Origin of the sequence: Pseudomonas sp. NPDC088322 (assembly GCF_044740745.1) — a bacterium.
In the GTDB taxonomy this organism is placed as follows: domain Bacteria; phylum Pseudomonadota; class Gammaproteobacteria; order Pseudomonadales; family Pseudomonadaceae; genus Aquipseudomonas; species Aquipseudomonas shirazensis.
This window is the reverse complement of record NZ_JBIURK010000001.1, coordinates 217,603-238,299: the sequence shown is the minus strand read 5'-3', so window position 1 is coordinate 238,299 and position 20,697 is coordinate 217,603. Positions and strand designations below refer to the sequence as shown.

19 protein-coding genes are annotated in these 20,697 nt (G+C 65.0%); 5 read left to right on the top strand and 14 right to left on the bottom strand.

Features of this window, described 5'->3' with window-relative positions; genetic code table 11:
- Positions 1-7 precede the first annotated feature (7 nt).
- Genes gspM through ACIOAU_RS01020 form a run of 11 tightly spaced genes read right to left on the bottom strand, consistent with a single transcriptional unit; the run spans position 8 to position 9,977 of the window.
- A complete protein-coding gene (gene gspM, locus ACIOAU_RS01070; RefSeq protein WP_262499991.1) occupies positions 8-394 on the bottom strand; it encodes a type II secretion system protein GspM in 387 nt (128 codons plus the stop codon).
- A complete protein-coding gene (locus tag ACIOAU_RS01065; RefSeq protein ID WP_188035497.1) occupies positions 391-1,464 on the bottom strand; it encodes a GspL/Epsl periplasmic domain-containing protein in 1,074 nt (357 codons plus the stop codon). Before ACIOAU_RS01065 ends, gspM begins: the two co-directional genes overlap by 4 nt.
- Positions 1,461-2,051: a Tfp pilus assembly protein FimT/FimU gene (locus tag ACIOAU_RS01060; RefSeq protein ID WP_150571040.1), complete on the bottom strand. Its 591-nt coding sequence runs from the start codon at positions 2,049-2,051 to the stop codon at positions 1,461-1,463. The genes ACIOAU_RS01065 and ACIOAU_RS01060 overlap by 4 nt, the downstream gene beginning before the upstream one ends.
- Entirely contained in the window at positions 2,048-2,416 is a 369-nt protein-coding gene (locus ACIOAU_RS01055; RefSeq protein WP_101317060.1) for a type II secretion system protein, read from the bottom strand. The genes ACIOAU_RS01060 and ACIOAU_RS01055 overlap by 4 nt, the downstream gene beginning before the upstream one ends.
- On the bottom strand, positions 2,413-2,850 hold the full coding sequence (gene gspH / locus ACIOAU_RS01050; protein WP_181088600.1) for a type II secretion system minor pseudopilin GspH: 438 nt from the start codon (positions 2,848-2,850) through the stop codon (positions 2,413-2,415). The genes ACIOAU_RS01055 and gspH overlap by 4 nt, the downstream gene beginning before the upstream one ends.
- 3 nt (positions 2,851-2,853) lie before the next feature.
- Positions 2,854-3,288 carry a type II secretion system major pseudopilin GspG gene (gspG, locus tag ACIOAU_RS01045; RefSeq protein ID WP_101317055.1) on the bottom strand — a complete coding sequence of 145 codons (435 nt, stop codon included), beginning with the start codon at positions 3,286-3,288 and terminating at the stop codon, positions 2,854-2,856.
- 15 nt (positions 3,289-3,303) lie between these two features.
- On the bottom strand, positions 3,304-4,506 hold the full coding sequence (gene gspF / locus ACIOAU_RS01040) for a type II secretion system inner membrane protein GspF (protein ID WP_401179441.1): 1,203 nt from the start codon (positions 4,504-4,506) through the stop codon (positions 3,304-3,306).
- Positions 4,507-4,509: 3 nt separating this feature from the next.
- Complete coding sequence (locus ACIOAU_RS01035; RefSeq protein WP_401180139.1) at positions 4,510-5,958, bottom strand: GspE/PulE family protein; 1,449 nt, start codon at positions 5,956-5,958, stop codon at positions 4,510-4,512.
- Positions 5,958-7,910 (bottom strand): type II secretion system secretin GspD, encoded by a 1,953-nt coding sequence (gene gspD / locus ACIOAU_RS01030; RefSeq protein WP_401179438.1) that lies wholly within the window; start codon positions 7,908-7,910, stop codon positions 5,958-5,960. Before gspD ends, ACIOAU_RS01035 begins: the two co-directional genes overlap by 1 nt.
- Positions 7,911-7,914: 4 nt before the next feature.
- Positions 7,915-8,340 carry a pilus assembly protein PilZ gene (locus ACIOAU_RS01025; protein WP_259075647.1) on the bottom strand — a complete coding sequence of 142 codons (426 nt, stop codon included), beginning with the start codon at positions 8,338-8,340 and terminating at the stop codon, positions 7,915-7,917.
- Positions 8,337-9,977 carry a lipoprotein UxpA gene (locus ACIOAU_RS01020; protein WP_259075649.1) on the bottom strand — a complete coding sequence of 547 codons (1,641 nt, stop codon included), beginning with the start codon at positions 9,975-9,977 and terminating at the stop codon, positions 8,337-8,339. Before ACIOAU_RS01020 ends, ACIOAU_RS01025 begins: the two co-directional genes overlap by 4 nt.
- Positions 9,978-10,201: 224 nt before the next feature.
- Here ACIOAU_RS01020 and ACIOAU_RS01015 point away from each other — a divergent pair, with 224 nt between their 5' ends.
- Positions 10,202-12,247, top strand: a complete 2,046-nt coding sequence (locus tag ACIOAU_RS01015; protein WP_259075651.1) for a PhoX family phosphatase — start codon at positions 10,202-10,204, stop codon at positions 12,245-12,247.
- Positions 12,248-12,317: 70 nt separating this feature from the next.
- On the opposite strand, the gene gspK is transcribed toward ACIOAU_RS01015, so the two are convergent.
- The gene (gene gspK, locus ACIOAU_RS01010; RefSeq protein ID WP_101317041.1) at positions 12,318-13,280 is read right to left on the bottom strand and encodes a type II secretion system minor pseudopilin GspK; all 963 of its coding nucleotides are present in this window, start codon (positions 13,278-13,280) and stop codon (positions 12,318-12,320) included.
- 145 nt (positions 13,281-13,425) lie between these two features.
- Between gspK and tatA the strand changes: the two genes are divergently transcribed.
- From tatA to tatC, 3 genes are read left to right on the top strand one after another with little or no spacing between them, the layout of a single operon-like run.
- Complete coding sequence (gene tatA, locus ACIOAU_RS01005; RefSeq protein WP_401179433.1) at positions 13,426-13,659, top strand: twin-arginine translocase TatA/TatE family subunit; 234 nt, start codon at positions 13,426-13,428, stop codon at positions 13,657-13,659.
- Positions 13,659-13,949 carry a Sec-independent protein translocase protein TatB gene (gene tatB / locus ACIOAU_RS01000; RefSeq protein WP_101317037.1) on the top strand — a complete coding sequence of 97 codons (291 nt, stop codon included), beginning with the start codon at positions 13,659-13,661 and terminating at the stop codon, positions 13,947-13,949. The genes tatA and tatB overlap by 1 nt, the downstream gene beginning before the upstream one ends.
- A complete protein-coding gene (gene tatC / locus ACIOAU_RS00995) occupies positions 13,946-14,689 on the top strand; it encodes a twin-arginine translocase subunit TatC (RefSeq protein WP_150571047.1) in 744 nt (247 codons plus the stop codon). Before tatB ends, tatC begins: the two co-directional genes overlap by 4 nt.
- A gap of 90 nt (positions 14,690-14,779) precedes the next feature.
- Here tatC and cutA read toward each other — a convergent pair whose 3' ends face one another.
- On the bottom strand, positions 14,780-15,091 hold the full coding sequence (gene cutA, locus ACIOAU_RS00990; RefSeq protein WP_103436248.1) for a YqfO family protein: 312 nt from the start codon (positions 15,089-15,091) through the stop codon (positions 14,780-14,782).
- Between the two features lie 3 nt (positions 15,092-15,094).
- Complete coding sequence (gene purL, locus ACIOAU_RS00985; RefSeq protein WP_188035492.1) at positions 15,095-18,994, bottom strand: phosphoribosylformylglycinamidine synthase; 3,900 nt, start codon at positions 18,992-18,994, stop codon at positions 15,095-15,097.
- Positions 18,995-19,236: 242 nt separating this feature from the next.
- Here purL and mltF point away from each other — a divergent pair, with 242 nt between their 5' ends.
- A complete protein-coding gene (gene mltF, locus ACIOAU_RS00980) occupies positions 19,237-20,694 on the top strand; it encodes a membrane-bound lytic murein transglycosylase MltF (RefSeq protein ID WP_101317027.1) in 1,458 nt (485 codons plus the stop codon).
- Positions 20,695-20,697 lie beyond the last annotated feature (3 nt).

Below are 20,697 nucleotides of genomic sequence, written 5' to 3'. Positions count from 1 at the left end.
CGCACCCTCATGGCCGAAACTGCAAGTCGAAGCGCAACTGCTTGCCAGCCTGCTCCATGCCCCATTGCAGCGGCTGCACGCCCTCGGCCTGCAGCACTTGCAACCACGCCAGCAGCGCCTGCTCGTCGGCGACCGCCCCGCGCACGTGCCAATCATCGTCCTGCAACTCGACCTCGGTCAGCTCGATATGCCGGGCCTGGGCGGATTGGCGCAAACGCTCCAGGCTCAATCCAGTGCCGCGCTCAAGGCTGACCGCCGCCTCGGCAAGCCCCCGCCACTGGCTCATCTGGGCCCAGCGTGCGTTCACCTCCCGTACCAGAATGACGACCAGCAACAACGCGATCAGCCCCAAGGCCAGGCGCATACGCAGGCGGGGCGAAAGTGCGCGGATCATGAACTGCTCCCCAGATCGAACACCACGCCCGCTGCCTGCACCTGTACCGTCGCGCCGACCGCAGCGGCCAGTTCCTCCCACGGCGGCAGCGCGCCCTCGCCATCCAGGAGCAGATGCCAGCGCTGCCCATCGAAGCGCACCGCGCGCAGACGCCACTGCGGATGCGCGTGCAACCAGTCCTGCAACTGCTCCTGCAAGCCATCGAGCCGGCGCAGGCGCAAGGCTCGCTCGCCGTCGGCAGCACGCAGCTGCTTGAGCTCCTGCGCCGCTTCACGCGGTGAGGCCTGGGGGCCAGTGACCGCCAGTACCTGCTCGCGATAGAGCTGGGCCTGACGCCATTGCTGGCTTAACCACAGGGCGCCCCAGACAGCGGCAAGCACCAGGCAGGCAGCGATCAAGCCTTTGTGCTGAGCCGTGACATTCAATGATTTGCGCGGGCGGCGCATTTCCCGCAGCCCCGGTGCTGCATCGAGATCCGCAACCCGCTTCGGCCAGGGTCCATCGACCTGCGCAAATACCTGTGTACCCCATGGCGCAGGCGCACCACCCATCCCCTGTGGCCAGGCCAGCCAGTGTTCGCAGCCCTCCTCGTCGACCCGCGCATACAAGGTCGCTTGCTCCTGTCGCCATTGCCATCCACAGCCCCGCTCGAGCGCCGGCAAGAGCTGAAACTGCGACCAGCAACGTTCCACCTCCAGACCCCACTCCACGCACTGAGCCAACCAGTCATCGAGCCGATCACGTGCCACCACCACCAGCCGTAATTGCCCTGTCGCGCGACCGATGCAGGCACAGTCAACCTCATCGCTTCCTTGCAGCAGGCGATCCTCCAACAGCAGCGGCCATTCCTCACGCTTGAGCCCGGGCGGCGCCGGCACCTGAAAATGGCTGCATGCGTCCCCCGGTACCACCACGCCAACCCGAGCGTTGAGGCCCTGCGGCGGGGGCCCCTGCCCTTCGTCACGGAGCACGCCGTTGTCCAGCAGGCACCAGTGCCAATGCCCATCAGCCACAGGCCGCACCAACAACCAAGGCCGCGCTGGCGAGCGCCACCGCCATTCACGCTTCATGAAAGCCCCCAGGGCAGGACGAACGTGCAGACATAAGGTGCTCCATCACGCTGCAGTTGCAGCCGTACACCGGCGCCGGGGTGTGCCGGTTGATCGGAAGGCCAGGCCAGCCAGCGGCCGCCCTGGTAATAGACAACGCTCCAACTGCTGACCCGCTGCAACCGCTCGCGCACGACCCAATGCGGCATGCCGACGGCATACAGGTCTGCCGAGCTTTCCAACAGCAACTGCTGCTCGCGCGGATCGAAGCGCAGGCGCTGACGTTGCAGCCGCGAGCCGCCCTCGGCCTGCGGCCAGGCGGCGGCAGCCACCCAGAGCAACTGCTGCGCCTGCGGTTGCCAATCGAGCCAGCGCACGGCCAAGGGCAAGCGCTGCTCATAGAGACGGCGCAGCACTGGGCTGTCGAAACGCCGCTCCAAGGCCAGGCAAAACTCCAGCACACCGCGTTCGTTGCTGGTGCTGTCGAGACGTTCGCGAACTTTGAGCCAGCCGTTGACCAGCGCGGCGAGCATGACCCCAAGCACGGCGGTCAGGGCCAGCGCGACCATCAGCTCGATCAGGGTCAAGCCTGCCTGGCGACGCTTCATGGCCGCTCCAGAAACACGCTGTACAAACCCAGCGGCAGGCGCTGCTCGCGGTCTGCGAACAACTGCAGCTCGCCACGGCGCAGGTCACGCACACCGGTGCTGCGCAATTGCAGTTGCCAATGGCAGGTCTGCCCGCCCTGCTGCAATTCTCCGCTGCCCTGATTGGCCGCAGGCCAGTACTGCTCGACGACAAAGCGCGCCTGCAATTCACGCGCGCAGAGCAGCCCGAGGCGATGCTGCTGGACGGTCTCCTGCACCGCCAGGCGCTGGCGCAGGACCTGACTGGCGATCACCGCCAGCACCGAGGCGATGGCCAGCGCCACCACGACCTCAAGCAAGGTGAAGCCCACCTGGCGCGACTTCACGGCGCGGCCTGGGTCAGCAAGCGACCGTCGCGCCCCCACTGCCAGCGCTGGCTGCCTTGCGGCCAGCGCCACAGCAGCGTGCCGGGCTGTGCCCAGCCCTCGGGAGTGAACAGCAATTGCGGCGTAGCACTGGCGGACCAGTCCGGGCGCAGCGTCTTTGGCCACTGGCCGAGGCGCACCGGTTCGACCACCCAGGCGTCGCCCTCGCGGCGGACAAACTCCGGCTGCTGGCCATTCCAACGCAGCCCGCGCAATTGCCCGGCATGGCGCGCCAGCGCAGCTTGCTCGCGGGTCTGTGCAGCCAGCCGCTCGAGCGTCTGGCTGACGTTGCTGTTGCCACTGTCGAGCCAGGCCACACTGAGGCCGCTCATCAAGCCGGCAATCGCCAGCACCACGAGCAGTTCGATCAGGCTGAAGCCACGCTGAGCGAGCATCGGTCACAGCGCCCAGTTGCCCAGGTCGGCATCCAGGTCTTCGCCGCCCGCTACGCCATCGGCACCCAGCGAATACACGTCGACCCGACCATGCTCGCCGGGCATGCGGTACTGGTACGGAGTGCCCCAAGGGTCTTCTGGCAAGCGGCGGATATAACCGTCGCTGCGCCAGGCCCGCGGGACAGGTTCGGCGACCGGTTTTGTAACCAGCGCCGCCAAGCCCTGCTCGCTGCTGGGAAAGCGCAGGTTGTCGAGCCGATACATGTCCAGCGCCTGCTCGAGCGTTGCCAGGTCGGCCATGACCTTCTGGCGCATGGCCTTGTCCTGATTGCCCAGCACGCTCGGAGCGACCACGGCGATGAGCAGGCCGATGATGAAAATCACCACCATGATTTCCATCAGGGTGAAGCCTTGTTGGCGCTTACGTCGATGCTGCATTGCCGGTTCTCCTTGTCACAGTTGCAGGCCCTGGTTGAGTTGCATGATCGGCAGCAAGACCGCCAGCACGATGAACAGCACCACGCCGCCCATCACCAGAATCATCAAAGGTTCAAACAGCGCCATCGCGGTATCGACCTGACGGGCAAAGCCACGCTCCTGGTCGTCGGCCACGCGCTCGAGCATGTCGGCCAGGGTGCCGCTGGCCTCACCGCTGCCGACCATGTTCACCAGCAGTGGCGGAAACTGTTGGCTGGCGTCCAGTGCCCGGTGCAGGCTGGTGCCGCCCTCGACCTGCTGGCGGACCTGTTCCATGGCTTGGCGAATGCGCCGGTTGCCAACCGTTTCGGTGGCCACCTGCAGCGCTTCGAGAAGGGCCACGCCACTGCCGCTGAGAATCGCCAGGCTGCGCGCCAGCCGCGCGCTTTCCAGCACTTGCAGCAGGCCGCCGACACGCGGCAGGCGCAGCAGCCATTGATCACGGCGCAGGCACCAGTGCGCTTTGCGCAGCAGCCAGCGGCTGATCACGCTGAATAGCAGGACCGCCGCCAACAGCCAGGGCCCGGCGCTGACCAGGCCCTGGCTGAGGCCGATGAGGATCGAGGTCACCAGCGGCAGGCTCTGTCCGGAATGGGCAAATTGTTCGGTGAGTTTGGGCACCACGAAGGTCATCAGGCCGACCACTACGGCCAGCGATACACCCATCAGCACCGCCGGATAGATCAACGCCGTACGCGCCTTGTGTTGCTGGCGCTGGACCTGTTCGAGGTGATCTGCCAGCCGCGTCAGCACCTGCGCCAGCCGCCCGGAACGCTCACCGGCTTCGACCAGCGCGCAGTAGAGACCAGTGAACGGCGCGCCCTGCCTTGCCAAACTCCGGGCCAGCCCGAGGCCCTCGGCCAACGCCCCGCGCACACCGACCAGTACCGCTTGCAGCGCCGGCTGGCGCAACTGCCGCTCCAGTGTGGCGAGCGCATCGACCAGAGGGATACCGGCGCCAGTCAGGGTTGCCAGTTGGCGGGTCAGCTCGCACAGCTGCGCCCGGCTGAGGCGCTGGTGACGGGAGCGACCGGTCGCGTTGTCGTGGCGCTTGAGGCCTTTGGCGAACAACCCCTGCTCGCGCAACAACTGCCGTGCATGGCGCTCGCTGTCGGCCTGCAAAGTGGCGGCGTGGCGTTTGCCGGCAAGGTCGACGGCCTGGTAGCGATAGGTCGGCATAGGTTAGCCCTGGACCACGCGCAACACTTCGGCAAGGCTGGTCTGACCGCGCTGCAGGCAGTCACTGGCCATGCTCACCAGGCTGCGCCGACGGTCGCTCAGGTAGGCGTGCATGGCCACTTCGCTGGCGCCCTCGTACAGCAAGGCAATCAGCCCGGCATCCAGTTCGACGAATTCGTACAGGCCCATCCGCCCGGCGTAGCCGCTGCCCTGGCAGGCTTCGCAGCCGACTGCGTGAAAGGTCTCGCGCAACGCGCCCAGTTCGGGGAACAGTTGTTTTTCTGCGGCCTGCAGCGGCTGCGCGACAGCGCAGCTGCACAGTTGCCGGACCAGCCGCTGGGCCAATACGCCGCGCAGGCACGAGGCAATCAGAAACGGCTCGATGCCCATGTCGCGCAGACGGGTAACGGCGCCCACAGCGCTGTTGGTGTGCAGGGTCGACAGCACCAGGTGGCCGGTGAGGCTGGCCTGCACGGCAATCTGTGCAGTCTCCTGGTCGCGGATTTCGCCGAGCATGATCACGTCCGGGTCCTGACGCAGAATCGCCCGCAGGCCGGCGGCAAAGGTCAGCCCGGCGCGTGGGTTGATCGCGGTCTGGCCAATGCCGGCGATGGCATATTCGACCGGGTCTTCCACGGTGAGGATGTTGCGGCTGCCGTCGTTGAGGCTGTTGAGGCTGGCGTACAGGGTGGTGGTCTTGCCCGAGCCGGTCGGGCCGGTACTGAGGACAATGCCATTGGGCCGCGCCAGGCAATTGCGCAAGCCCTGCAACACGGCGGTGGGCATGCCCAGGTTGTCCAGCGCCAGCAGACTGGCCTGCTTGTCGAGCACGCGCATCACCACCCGCTCACCGTGGATGCCGGGCAGGGTCGAGACCCGCACATCGATCTCGCGACCAGCTGCGCGCAGGGTGATCCGGCCGTCCTGTGGCTGGCGTTTTTCGGCGATATCGAGGCGGGCCATGACCTTGATCCGCGACACCAGCATCGCCGACAGTGCCCGCGGTGGGCGCAGCACTTCGCGCAGGTGGCCGTCGACGCGCAGGCGCACCACCAGGCTTTGCTCGAAGGTTTCGATGTGGATGTCCGATGCACGCAGGCGCATGGCCTGGCCGAACAGGCCGTTGATCAGGCGGATCACCGGCGCTTCGTCATCGCTTTCGAGCAGGTCTTCGATGCGTGGCATTTCGCTCATCAGGCTGTCGAGATCGACCTGCTCGCCGATGCCTTCGATCAACGCCTGGTTGGCCGCGCTGCCGGCTTGATAAAGCTGGCCGAGGCGTTGATCGAAGTCTGCCGCCGGCAGGTACTCGACCGCTGCCGGCTGGCCGTGCACGCGCAGCAGTTCCTGCAACTGCGCGCTGTCGGCGTCGGCCCGCAGCCACAGCTGCCAACCTTCGGCGAGTGGTGCCAGGGCCAGGCCGGACTGGCGCGCCAGGCGATAGGGCAGCATCACCAGTTACCGCCTTCGAGCCGCGCGCGGCTGGCCGGAAACACCTGCAACAACTGCGAGCCTTCGGCCAACACTGGCAATTGCAGCGGCGTGCTCTGCTGCAGGCTGCGGTACTTGTCCTGGCTCAGACCGGCGAGGCTTGGGCCGTCACGCAGGATGCGCGGGCGGATGAACACCATCAGGTTCTGCTTGGTATTGCGGCTGGCATCGGAGCGGAATAAGCGGCCCAGCACGGGGACATCACCAAGCAGCGGCACACGCTGGTTGCTGGTGCTCAATTCATCGCTGATCAGGCCACCGAGAATCACCAGGCCGTTGTCCTCGACCATGACCTTGGTCTTGATCTCGCGCTTGTTGGTAATGACGTCACTGGCGCTGCTGCTGTCGGCAATCGACGAAACTTCCTGGACGATATCCAGGCGCACACTGTTGTCGACGTTGACCTGCGGTTTGATCCGCAGCTTGACCCCGACCTCCTTGCGCTCGATGGTCTGGTACGGGTTGGCGTTGTTCTGGGTTACCGAGCCGGTCACGAACGGCACCTCCTGACCGACCAGGATCGACGCCTCGGCGTTGTCCAGGGTCAACAGGGTTGGCGTCGACAGCAGATTGAAGCCGCTCTTGCCCTTGAGTGCATTGACCAACATGGCGAAGTTGAAGCCGCCGCCGAAGTTGCCGATGCCGGCAGTCACCCCAGTGGTGGCCGACAGCAGCTTGCCCAGCGCACTGGTATCACCCTCGGCGGCCGCGCCGGCAATACCAGCGATGTTCACTCCGTTACTGCCGAAGTTGACCACGCCAGCGCCAAACTTCTCGTCAGCAAACAGCCACTGCACACCCAACTCCTGGGCTTGAATGTCCGAGACCTCGGCAATGATCGCCTCGACCACCACCTGCGCACGACGGATATCCAGCTGCTCGACAATGTTGCGATAGGCCGCCAGCTCGCTGTCCGGGCCGACCATCACCACAGCGTTGGTGCCCTCCTCGTATTCCAGGCGAATACCGGAGTCACTGGCCATCGCCACCGGCTGATCCTTGCCCTCGCCCTGCCCTTCGGCCGGCACCGCGCCGGTCTGGCTCAGGCCGCGCAAGACCTTGACCACTTCGCTGGCATTGGCGTGGCGCAGGTAGATCACCTGGGTATTGCTGCTGTGCAGGTTGTCGCCGGGCCGATCCAGCTGCGCCAACAAGGCGCGCACGCGCTCACGGCTGTCGGCGCTACCGCGCACCAGCAAGGCATTGCTGCGCGGGTCGGCCACCACCTGGGCACGGTCGGCGGCCTGTTCACTGGCCAGCAGCCGCGTGACCAACTGGGCGGTATCGGCAGCGCTGGCGTGCTGCAGTTTCATCACCTGCAGTGGCTCCTCGCTGACCTGGTCGAGTTCGCGCAGCAGGCTGTCGATGCGTTCGAGGTTGCTGCGCCAGTCGGTCACCACCAGCAGATTGGCCGCAGGGTACGGCGTGATCACGCCCACCCGGGGATCGATCAGCGGCTTGATGATGCCAAGTATCTGCTCGCTGCCCGCATTGCGCACATTGAACACGCGGGTGGCGACACCATCGCTGCCGGTATTCTTGCTGGCGGCGTTCTCGACCGGCACCGGCTCGAGCCGCGCGGCTTGATCGGGGACGATCTTGACGCTGCCATTGGGCAGGTCGACGGCGGCGTAACCCTGCGCACGCAGCTGGGCGAGGAAGATATCGTAGATGGCGTCAGCGTCATGCCGGTCGACGGTGCGCACGGTGACCTTGCCTTTGACCCGCGGGTCGACGATGAACGTAGTGCCGGTGATCCGCGACACGCTGTCGATGAACTCGACCAGGTCAGTGTCGACGAAATTCACTTCGTACATCGGCGTGCCGCCTTCGTCGAGCACTTCGGGCTCTTCAGCCCAGGCCAATGACAAGCTCAGGCTCAATGCAGCCGCTGCGCAGTATCTAGCAAACATCAACTCATCCTTGCCGCTTGAAGCCGGTCACGGCGGGCCGTGGCGGCCAGGGCAGGCGTTCGCGCCGCCCCTGGTTGTCGATAATCAGGCCTGCGCCATCGATGTCCTGCAGCACGATCCCCGGCGCCAGCCGCTGGCCGCGGCCCAAGGTGCGAATCTGCTCGCCGAAACGCAGCACCACCACCGTCGCCGACAGCGGCTGGGCACGCAGCCCGCCGAGGTACTGCAAGGGCAGCCGGGTCAGAGGGATCTCGCCGGTGTCGAGCGGGGCTTGCCAGTGCCCCGCCATCAGCCCTGGAATGGCCGCGTGTTCAGGCTGCGCCGTCGTGGCCGGCTGCGGCTGACGGCTAAGCTGCAGCACACATTGCGCCGCCAGCCAGCCGGCGAGGGTCAACAGCAAAAAAGCGCCGAGGCGACTGCTCCAGCTCACGTCTTAGCCTGCCGTGGGTGCCAGCCGGGATGCCCCTGTACATAGCGCACCTCAGGCAACTGCAGCGGTGCCAGGCGCCAGTCGCTGGGCTGACGACGCAACCAGGCTTCGAGGGTTTGCCACAGCGGCTCACCGGCATCGGCGGCGAACTGCAGGCCGAAGGTACGGCACTGGCCCTGCACGGTCGCAAAGTCAGCGATACGCTTGCCTTGCGGGCTATAACTGACGCGCCAGGCCTGGTCTTGCCAGCGTGGTAGATCCTGGCTGTTGTCGAGCAGCAGCGGGTCGCCGAACAACTGCTCGGCGGCGTTTTCCAGCACCTGTTCAACCTGCCGTGCCGGCGCCTCGACCACGGGCGCCGGGTAGCCACCGGTAAGGCTTATCAGGTGCTCGCGGGTAATCATTTCACCGCCTGCCAACGGATAGTCGTAGCGCAGCCCCGGCAACAACACCGGCATGGCGCTGCTGTCAGACAACGCTTGCTGGAGCAAGGCATCCCAACTGCCGCCGCGCGTATCGCGCCGCCACAGGGCTTGCGGCGCTCGTGCCAACGGTAGATCGAGCCAAGCGGCATGGCCGGCACGCTGCGCCCGCACCACACTGCGCAGTTGTGCGGCGCGCGCCTGGGCAGCGGGCGTCAACTGCTGCTCGAAGGCGGGAAAGAAACGCGCCTGAAACTGCCATTGACCCGCCACCTGCTGGCAACGCAAACGGAACGCGCCGCTGCCACGGCAACCGGCGAACAGCACCGGCACCTGCCGGCCGCTGGCCTGGCTGGCCAGCACTGGCGCCGGCCACAAGTCCTGGCCACGGGCGCATAGCAGCACGTCGATTTCAGCCACGCGCTCGGCCAGCCACAGGCCCGGGCCGGTGCCGACATCGGCCAGCGCAATGACCAGATCAGCCTCGCGTCGCGCCTGCTGAAAGACCGCTTGCAGTGACTGATACCACTGCTTCAGAGAGGCTTTTTGATCCTGCGCATAAGGGTCGGTCACCCCCACCACAGCAATCCGCACACCTGCGCGCTGGAACACCCGCAGGCTGTCGATGCCGAGCGCCTTGCTCTGCTCGGCAGACAGGCCTGCACCCAGTGTCGCCGCGGTAGACTGCTGATAGAGCGCCGCACAGCGCTGTGGCCAGAGCACACGTTCATCGCTGCTGACGCGGACATCGCTGCCCAGTAGCTGGCTGCCCTGCACGCCGCTTTCGCCCTGGCTCAGATAAGCCAGGCCGCTGCCATTCCAGCCCTGACCGTTCTCCAGGGTCAGGCAGTTGTCTGCGCCGGCTTCGTTGCGCAGTTGCTCGAGCAACGCGGCCAGCACCGGGTACCCACCCAGCTGTGCGCGGCTGCTCTGGCTGGCATCCAGCAAAGGCGCAAGCTCCGGGGATGCGGCACTGGCGCTGGCGCCGGTCATCCACGGCGCGCGGCCGAGGTGGCTGACCGGCCCCAGGCGCGTCGCCGGCACCACCGCCTGGCCGGGTTGGCGGGCATCCAGGGTGTCGGCGAGATACAGCAGGTCCAGCGGCGCACCGCCGCCACGCTGGCCGGGCAGCGCCGAGCAGGCGCCAAGCAACGGCGTCAACGCCGCGACACCCATCCAGCTGATTACCTCGCGTCTGCCCACACTGCTAACCATCAGGCCCGCATCCTTTTCCGAGTTCACGTTGGGGTTCGGATATTGCGGCGCTCAGATGACAGTTTCATGGCAGATATCCGACAGTAATCGCCGACTGTTCTGTCAATACGCACTGGTAAGAACTGCTGGTTTTAAGCAGACCTTAATATTTCTGCCAAGGAATCATCACACTTGAGCACTACAGTCGCGGTTTCCTCCAACTCAGCCACTATAAGGACACCCTGATGAGTCGAGACACCGGCGACAACCTGGACCGCAACCAAAGCGGCAACCTGCCGATGGCCAGCGTCATGGACACTTACCTGAGCCGTCGCACCGTGATGCGCGGCAGCCTTGGCGCAGCCATCGCAATGATCGCCGGCACCGGTCTGACAGGCTGTTTCGACAGTGGTGGCGGTTCCGACAACGACTCGCCGTCTACCCCGGAGCCGGTCAAGCTCAGGCTCGGTTTCGACTCCATCGCAGGCTCGCGCACCGATGCCTGCGTCGTCGCTGCCGGTTACAGCGCCTACGTGCTGGCGCCCTGGGGCACTCCGCTGAACAGCAACGCCAATCCGTGGAAGTCCGATGGCAGCAACACCTCCACCGACCAGGCCAACGCGATGGGCATGCACCACGACGGCATGCACTTCTTCCCTATCAACGGCAGCTCGGATGACGGCCTGCTGGCGATCAACTTCGAGTACATCGATGCCGCCGCACTGCACCCGGCCGGCCCCACCACCGACGGCAGCGGCAAGCGCCCGGTGGAAGAAGCACGCAAGGAAATCAACGCCCACGGCGCCGGCGTGGTCCGCCTGAGCAAGGTCAGCGGGCGCTGGCAGGTGGTCGACAACGACCCGCTCAACCGCCGCTTCACCACGGTGTCGCTGATGGATATCGCCGGACCACTGCGCGGCAGCGACCATGTCAAGACCAAATTCTCCCCAGCCGGCACCCAGTGCCGCGGCACCAACAACAACTGCGGCAATGGCTACACGCCGTGGGGCACCTACCTGACCTGCGAAGAAAACTGGCCAGGCATCTTCGTCAACACTGCGACCCGCCCGGCGGATCAAGTGCGCATCGGCGTCAGCGCCACCCGTGGCCAGTACCGCTGGGAAACCTGTGCCGGTGATGCCAGCGAAGTGGACGATGAGTTCGGCCGTTTCAACATCACCCCAAGCGGCGCCAGCGCCACTGACGACTACCGCAACGAAGCCAGCACCTACGGCTACATCGTCGAGATCGACCCGTACAACGCCAGCACCCTGGCAGTGAAGCGCACCGCATTGGGCCGCTTCCGCCACGAGGGCTGCTGCCCGGGCCTGCCGGTCGCGGGCAAGCCGTTGGTCTGGTACACCGGCGACGACTCCAACAACGAATACCTGTACAAGTTCGTCTCCGACGCGGTCTGGGACCCGGCGGACGCCACCCCGGCCGACCGCCTGGCTACCGGTGCCAAGTACATGGACCAAGGCAAGCTGTACGTAGCTCGCTTCAATGCCGACGGCAGCGGCAACTGGCTGCTGCTCGACGTGGCCACCGCCACCACCGGCGGCAGCACCCTGGGCGCGCTGTTCGGTGACCTGCCGGGGATCATCATCAATACCCGCGGCGCCGCCGATGCCGTTGGTGCAACGCCGATGGACCGCCCCGAGTGGACCGCGGTACACCCGGTCAACGGTGACGTCTACCTGACCCTCACCAACAACAGCGCGCGCACTGCGGACAAGGTCGATGCTGCCAACCCACGCGGGCCGAACCGTCATGGCCACGTGATCCGCTGGCACGACAGCGACGACCAGTTGAGCTTCAACTGGGACATCTTCGTGTTTGGCGCCAACGCTGCCGGCACTGCCGATATCAACCGCTCCGGCTTGACCGAACTGAACCAGTTCGCCAGCCCCGATGGCATGAGCTTCGACAGCCGCGGCGTGCTCTGGATCGAAACCGACAACGGCGAGTCGACCCTCACCGACTACACCAACGACCAGCTGCTGGCGGTGATCCCGACCGATCTGGTCGATGCTGCCGGCAAGCAGGTCCCGGTGAACGCGCAGAACCAGTCGGCCCTGCGCCGTTTCTTCGTCGGCCCGAACGGCTGTGAAGTGACCGGGATTGCCTTTGCCCCAGACAACAAGTCGATGTTCGTCAACATCCAGCATCCGGGCAACTGGCCGTACAACGACGTCGCTACCGACGCCACTCCGGCAGGTGCCACGGTGCGCCCGCGAGCTTCGACGGTAGTCATTCAGCGTAATGATGGCGGCGAGATCGGCACTGCCTGATCAAACCTGATCAACGCCCCGGTTGCAGCGCCGCCCTGGCACTGCGACCGGGGCGTTCTCGATTGTGGGCTCACAACAACGGTTCGCGCGCCCTGACGCGCACCTGCTGCGCCGGCACCCGCGCATGCCACTGCACCACACCCAGAGCCTCGACCTGCAACTGACTGCGCAAGCTCAGCCCCTCTTCCTCGAACGACAGCTGCAACAGGTAATGGCCGCTGTTGAGCAGCAAGCCCTCACTCAAGCGCTCGAACGTTTCATCATCGACCGCACCCAGCGCCTGGCGCAGATCCGCTGCATCGGCATAACCGGTCGCAGGCCGGCCACTGACAATGCGGCTGAGCAGTGAACGCGGATACTTGCCTTCATACAACGCATCGAGCAGCTCCAGGTGTTCCAGGCCCAAGGCGTTGGCGTTCAAGCGCCAGCCACTGGTCTGCGCGATCGCACACAACATCGGATAGCGGCGCTGGCGGGTCGCGTCCGGCTCCAGCAGCAGGTTCAGCTCGCTGCTGTCGAGCATCGGCTGATTGGCCGCCAGCCGCGGTGGCTGCTGGCGCAGGTACTGGGCACTTTCGGCGCCTTGCAGGCGGGCATCGCTGTCACTGTCGAGCCAGTCCGCCAGGCCGTGCACCAGCCGTTCGGCCGCCATGTTGTCGCCCAGCAAGTAGCGCAGTTGGCGCTCGGCGCGCTCGGCGTCGTTGCCAAGCAGGGCATTGACGTTGAAGCAGGTGTGCTGATCGCGTACCCGCAACTGCGCCGTACCGCCGGCAAAATCGTAATTCAGTGGCTGCCCGCGCAGGGCCTGCCAGAACAGCGGGCTGAGCCGCCAAGCGGGATCGCGCAGGGCTTGTTTGGCATAGGCCAGACCGGCCTGTTGCATCGCCCGCGCCTGCACCCGCTGCTGCAGCAGGCGCACTTCATCGACCTGACGACGGCCACCTTCGACCAGCCAGGTCAAGCCCGCAGCCAGCATCGCCAGCGCCACCATGACCATCAACAGTGCCGCGCCCTGCTGTTGCTTACCGCCCATTGCCGCCTGCCTTTTCATCACCGAAAGCCGCCAGTCAACACCGTGCGTGTTGCAGGCAGATGGCAGCCGTTCCACCGTCATCCAGGCGTCATCTAGGACAGGCAGGATTGCTTCTCTTTTCATGGCCTTACAGGAGTGCGCTGAAATGGGTGGTATTGGAATCTGGCAACTGGTGATCGTGCTGTTGATCGTGTTTCTGCTGTTTGGCACCAAGCGCCTCAAGGGCCTGGGCAGCGATGTCGGCGAGGCGATCCAGGGCTTTCGCAAATCCATAGGCGGCGATACCGATGCCAACAACGCTGCCAATGTTCAGGCCGAGCAGGCGCCAACGCTGAACGGGCAGAGCGTGCCGCAGGCGCACACGGACCGTCAGGCCTGATGTTCGAGATCGGCTTCACCGAGCTGATGCTGGTCGGCATCGTCGCCCTGCTGGTGCTCGGCCCCGAGCGCCTGCCGGTGGCGGCGCGCGCGGTCGGCCGCGTGCTGGGCCAGGCCCGTCGCGCGATGCACACGCTGCGCACCCAGGTCGAACGCGAGATCGACCTGCCGGCACTGGACAGCGCGCCGCTGCAACGCCTGGAACAGGACCTGCGCCAGGGTATCCGCCTCGACACGCAGCCGGCCAATGACGCCGCTGCGCCGGTCATCGCCAAGGAGAATGCATCATGAGCATTGCTGTGCCTGAGCAGCCTCGCATGCCGATCACCGAGCATCTGCGCGAACTGCGCAAACGCCTGCTGCGCGCCCTGCTGATGATCGGCCTGCTGTTCGCCGCGCTGTTCCCGTTTGCGCAGACGCTGTACACGCTGATTTCCGAGCCGCTGCGCCGGTACCTGCCGGAAGGCACCAGCATGATTGCCACCAGCGTCACCTCGCCGTTTCTGACGCCGTTCAAGCTGACCGCGATGTGCGCGTTGTTCGTGGCCATGCCGTTGCTGCTGCATCAGGCCTGGGGCTTCATAGCGCCCGGCATGTACCAGCGCGAGCGGCGCATCGCCCTGCCACTGCTGCTGTCGAGCATCGTCCTGTTCTACAGCGGCATGGCCTTCGCGTTCTTTCTGGTATTTCCGATGATGTTCGGCTTTTTCGCCAGCGTGACGCCTGATGGCGTGGCGATGATGACCGACATCAGCCTGTATCTGGATTTCATCATGGCGCTGTTCCTGGCGTTTGGCCTGGCGTTCGAGATCCCGGTGGCGACCTTCATCGTGGTCTGGGCCGGTTTGACCGATGTGGCGACGCTGCGCAAGAGTCGGCCCTACGTGATCGTCGGCTGCTTTGTGGTGGGGATGATCCTGACGCCGCCGGATGTGTTCTCACAGACGATGCTGGCGGTGCCGATGTGGGTCCTGTTTGAAGTCGGGCTGTTGGCCTGCACTTCGCTGCCCACGAGGCGCAGTGGCGACTGAGGCACGTGCAGCAGCGTGTCACTGTAAATTGAAAAGCCCCGGCAGTGGCCTGCCGGGGCTTTTCGCGTGTAACGGTGCGACAACAACAGCTCAGAAGTCAGCCAACGGCCAAACCTCATAAGCAGGCGTTTCGTACGGGTGGCTGTGCTTCAAGGCAGTGACAACCTGCTGAATCAGCTCGTCGGCCACCACCAGCTCGACCTTCCACTCCTCGACCTGCTCGACCTCGCCAGCCTGCCCGAGAAACGGCTGGCTGCCGGCCATCGGCCGGAACTGGCCTTGGCCAAGGGTCTGCCAGGCGCAGTGCTCATAGCCACCGATACGGCCGCCACCGGCGGCAAACACGGCGGCCTTGACCACTTCGACATGGCTGGCCGGGACGAAGAAGGCGAGCTTGTACACCGCTTAGTTCACCCACACCCGCGCGTTGCGGAACATGCGCATCCACGCCGCATCTTCCTGCCAGTCGTCTGGACGCCACGAGTTCTGCACTGCGCGGAACACCCGCTCAGGGTGCGGCATCATGATCGTCACGCGGCCATCGCGGCTGGTGAGACCGGTGATACCACGCGGTGAGCCGTTCGGGTTGGCCGGGTAGGCTTCGGTGACCTTGCCGTGGTTGTCGACAAAGCGCAGCGCCACGCAGCCAGACTGGTCGGCTGCAAGCAGCGCGGCCGGGTCGGCGAACTCGGCGTGGCCTTCACCGTGGGCGATGGCGATCGGCATATGCGAACCGGCCATGCCCTGCAGGAAGATCGAGTTGGACTTCTGCACCTCGACCATCGCCACACGGGCTTCGAACTGCTCGGAGCGGTTACGCACGAAGTGCGGCCACAGCTCGCTGCCCGGGATCAGCTCGTGCAGGTTGGACATCATCTGGCAACCGTTGCACACACCCAGGGTGAAGCTGTCGTCACGCTCGAAGAATGCCTGGAAGGCATCCCGCGCGCGGCTGTTGAACAGCGCCGACTTGGCCCAGCCCTCACCGGCACCGAGCACGTCACCGTAAGAGAAGCCGCCGCAGGCAACCAGGCCTTTGAACGCTTCCAGGTCAACACGACCGGCGAGGATATCGCTCATGTGCACGTCGACGGCGTTGAAGCCGGCACGGTCGAACGCCGCAGCCATCTCGACCTGGCCGTTGACGCCCTGCTCACGCAGGACTGCCACTTGCGGGCGGATGCCTTTTTTGATGTACGGCGCCGCGATGTCATGGTTGACGTCGAAACCAAGCTTGACGCTCAGGCCTGGGTTGTCTTCAACCAGCAGGCCGGCGTATTCCTGATCAGCGCAGTCGGCGTTGTCGCGCAGGCGCTGGATCTGATAGCTGGTCTTGGCCCACTCGCGCTGCAACTGGCCGCGATCACCGGTGAATACCGCTTCGCCGGCGAGCTTGATCAGCACTTCGCTGTTGTTGATCGGCTGACCGATCACGGCCACGCAATCCTCGCCCAGGCCAGCAGCGCTGAACTGCGCCAGCACGTCCGGGGTGGCATCCTGGCGAACCTGGATGACCGCGCCGAGCTCTTCGTTGAAGAGAATCGCCGCGACTTTTTCGCGCTTGCTGGTCAGGGTGTCGAGTTCAAGGTCCAGACCGCAATGGCCGGCGAAGGCCATTTCCAGCACGGTGGTCAGCAGGCCGCCGTCGGAACGGTCGTGGTAGGCCAGCAGGTGACCATCGGCGTTGAGGCCCTGGATCACGGCGAAGAAGGCCTTGAGGTCTTCAGCGTCGTCGACGTCCGGCGCTTGCGCAGCCAGCTTGCCGTGGGTCTGCGCCAGGATCGACGCGCCCATGCGGTTTTTGCCGCGGCCCAGGTCGATCAGGATCAGGTCGGTTTCGCCCTTGTCCATGCGCAGTTGCGGGGTCAGGGTCTGGCGTACGTCGACCACCGGGGCGAAGCCGCTGATGATCAGCGACATCGGCGAGGTCACGCTTTTTTGCGCGCCCTGCTCGCTCCACTGGGTCTTCATCGACATGGAGTCCTTGCCCACTGGAATGGTCAGACCCAGCTCAGGGCACAGTTCCATACCGACGGCACGGACGGCGTCGAACAGGCGGGCATCTTCACCCGGGTGGCCGGCAGCCGACATCCAGTTGGCCGACAGTTTGATGTCGGACAGCTTTTCGATGCGTGCGGCAGCCAGGTTGGTCAGCGCCTCGCCGACCGCCATGCGGCCGGAGGCCGGAGCATCCAGCAGGGCCAGCGGGGTACGCTCGCCCATCGCCATGGCTTCGCCGGTGTAAACGTCGAAGCTGGTCGCGGTCACGGCGCAATCCGCTACCGGAACCTGCCATGGGCCGACCATCTGGTCGCGGGCAACCAGGCCGGTGATGGTGCGGTCGCCGATGGTGATCAGGAAGCTCTTGCTGGCCACCGCCGGGTGGTGCAGCACGCGCTCGACCGAGTCGGCCAGGTCCAGCGTGCTTGGGTCGAACTCATCGCCAAGCTCTTCTTCGCGAGTGACCGAACGGTGCATGCGCGGCGGCTTGCCGAGCAGGACGTCGAGCGGCATGTCGACCGGGGTGTTGCCGAAGTGGCTGTCAGTAACGGTCAGGTGCGGTTCGGCAGTAGCTTCGCCGACCACCGCAAACGGGCAGCGCTCACGTTCGCAGATGGCCTTGAAACGCTCGAAGTTGGCTGCATCGACCGCCATCACGTAACGCTCTTGCGATTCGTTGCTCCAGATTTCGTGCGGGGCCATGCCCGGCTCGTCGTTGGGCACGTTGCGCAGTTCGAAGCGGCCACCACGACCACCGTCGTTGACCAGTTCCGGGAAGGCGTTGGAAATGCCGCCCGCGCCGACGTCATGGATGAAGGCGATCGGGTTGTCGTCGCCCAGCTGCCAGCAGCGGTCGATGACTTCCTGGCAACGGCGCTCCATTTCCGGGTTTTCCCGTTGAACGGAAGCGAAGTCGAGGTCAGCCGAGCTGGCGCCGGTGGCAACCGACGACGCCGCGCCGCCACCCAGGCCGATCAGCATGGCTGGGCCGCCGAGCACGATCAGCTTGGCGCCCACGGTGATCTCGGCCTTTTGCACGTGATCTTCACGGATGTTGCCCAGGCCGCCGGCCAGCATGATCGGCTTGTGGTAGCCGCGCACTTCTTCGCCGTGCGGGGTCTGGATCGACTGCTCGAAGGTACGGAAATAGCCGGTCAGGGCCGGACGGCCGAATTCGTTGTTGAACGCGGCGCCGCCGAGCGGGCCTTCGACCATGATGTCGAGGGCGTTGACGATGCGCTCTGGCTTGCCGTATGGCTTCTCCCACGGCTGTTCGAAGCCTGGGATCCGCAGGTTGGACACGGTAAAGCCGGTCAGGCCAGCCTTGGGCTTGGCGCCGCGACCGGTCGCGCCTTCGTCACGGATCTCGCCACCAGAACCGGTGGACGCGCCGGAGAATGGCGAAATGGCGGTCGGGTGGTTGTGCGTCTCGACCTTCATGAGGATGTGCACCGGCTCCTGCACCGCGCCGTATTGGCGGGTTTCAGGGTTCGGGAAGAAGCGCCCGGCCACGCTGCCGACGATCACCGAGGCGTTGTCCTTGTAAGCCGACAACACGCCTTCGCTGTGCATCTGGTAGGTGTTCTTGATCATGCCGAACAGGCTCTTGTCCTGCGCCTGGCCGTCGATGTCCCAGGTGGCATTGAAGATCTTGTGTCGGCAATGCTCGGAGTTGGCCTGGGCGAACATCATCAGTTCGATGTCGTTCGGGTTGCGCTTGAGGCCCTGGAAGGCGTTGACCAGGTAATCGATCTCGTCTTCGGCCAGGGCCAGACCGAGGTCGATGTTGGCCTGCGCCAGAGCTGCACGGCCACCGCCAAGCACGTCGACCGAGGTCATCGGCTTGGGCTGGGCATGGCTGAACAGATCGCCTGCCTGCTCCAGTTGGGTCAGCACGCGCTGAGTCATGCGGTCATGCAGCGCGGCGGCAACTTCTTGCGCGTCGGCCTCGCTGAGGTCGCCGGCCACGTAGAAGGCAATGCCGCGCTCCAGGCGCTGAATGCTCTGCAGGCCGCAGTTGTGGGCGATGTCGCTGGCCTTGCTGGCCCAGGGCGAAATCGTGCCCAGGCGCGGCACTACCAGGAACAGGCGGCCAGTCGGCTCTTGTACCGGCACGCTCGGCCCGTACTTGAGCAGACGGGCCAACACTTGCTGCTGGTCGGCGGTCAATTCACCATCGACGTCGGCGAAGTGGGCGAATTCGGCATACAAGCCGGTAACAGCGGGGACTTTCTGGCTCAGTTGCTCGAGTAGCTTACCGTGGCGAAAGGCAGAAAGGGCAGGAGCGCCGCGCAGGATCAACATCGTCGGGACAGCCTCAGGAAGGGGTGTGCTTAGAGGCCGTGCATTCTAGCGTAATTCGCGCGATTGGGCACCCGCTGCAAGGCAATGCTGCCGGGCGGCTGAACCGGACTCCGGGGTCAGAAAAGTCGGGGCTTTTTACCGATTTTGCTCGGCCATCAACAAATCCCTGGCCAATCTGCTAGCAGACCTGCCCAGCGTTGTCGAGATATGGCAGTTGCGGCCCTTTGCGTATACTGCAAGCTATGTTCGCCCCCACTGCTTTGCGCAAGCGTTGCGCCCAATGGCTCTTCGCAACCGGCCTCTTCCTGATGCTCGGTGCCTGTGTTGAAAAACCCAGCACCCTCGAGCGCGTCAAGGAAGACGGCGTGCTGCGCGTGATTACCCGCAACAGCCCGGCCACTTACTTCCAGGACCGCAACGGGGAAACCGGCTTCGAATACGAGCTGGTCAAGCGTTTTGCCGATGACCTGGGGGTGAAGCTGGAGATCGAAACCGCCGACAATATCGACGAAATGTTCGATCAACTGGGCAAACCGTCCGGCCCGGTGCTGGCAGCGGCGGGCCTGGTCAGCAGCGAAAAGCGCAACATCCAGGCAAAATTCTCGCATCCGTACCTCGAAGTCACCCCGCAGGTCATCTACCGCAATGGGCGTTCGCGGCCGACCCAGGCCAAGGGCCTGATCGGCAAGAAGATCATGGTGCTCAAGGGCAGCAGCCATGCAGAGCAGCTGGCAGCGCTGAAAAAACAGTTCCCGACCCTGGAATACGAAGAATCCGACGCCGTTGAAGTAGTCGACCTGCTGCGCATGGTCGATGAAGGCCAGATCGACCTGACCCTGGTCGACTCCAACGAGCTGGCGATGAACCAGGTGTACTTCCCCAATGTACGGGTTGCCTTTGACCTGGGCGACAGTCGTGATCAGCGCTGGGCAGTCGCCGCGGGCGAAGACAACAGCCTGCTCAACGAGGTCAACGAGTTCCTTGACAAAGCGCAAAAGAACGGCACCCTGCAGCGCCTCAAGGATCGTTACTACGGCCACGTCGACGTCCTCGGTTACGTCGGCGCCTACACCTTCGCCCAGCATTTGCAGCAGCGCCTGCCCAAGTATGAAAAGCACTTCAAGGCCTCGGCCAAGGTCGAGCAGGTCGATTGGCGCCTGCTTGCGGCAATCGGCTATCAGGAGTCGATGTGGCAGCCTGAGGTGACCTCCAAGACCGGCGTGCGCGGGCTGATGATGCTGACCCAGCGCACCGCGCAGGCGATGGGCGTGTCCAACCGGCTGGATGCCAAGCAGAGCATCACCGGCGGCGCCAAGTACTTCATGCTGGTCAAGGAACAGCTCGACGACAGCATCAAGGAGCCGGACCGTACCTGGTTCGCCCTGGCCGGCTACAACGTCGGCAGCGGCCACCTGGAAGACGCCCGCACCCTGGCCAAGCGCGAAGGCCTGAACCCGAACAAATGGTTGGACGTAAAGAAGATGCTGCCGCGCCTGTCGCAGAAGCAGTGGTACAGCAAGACCCGCTATGGCTACGCCCGCGGCGGCGAGCCGGTGCATTTTGTCGCCAACATCCGCCGCTACTACGACATCCTGACCTGGGTGACCCAGCCGCAGCTCGAAGGCCAGGTCGCCGAAGGCAACCTGCATGTGCCAGGGGTCAACAAGGACAAGCCAGCGGAACAGTCACCGCCGATGTAACCG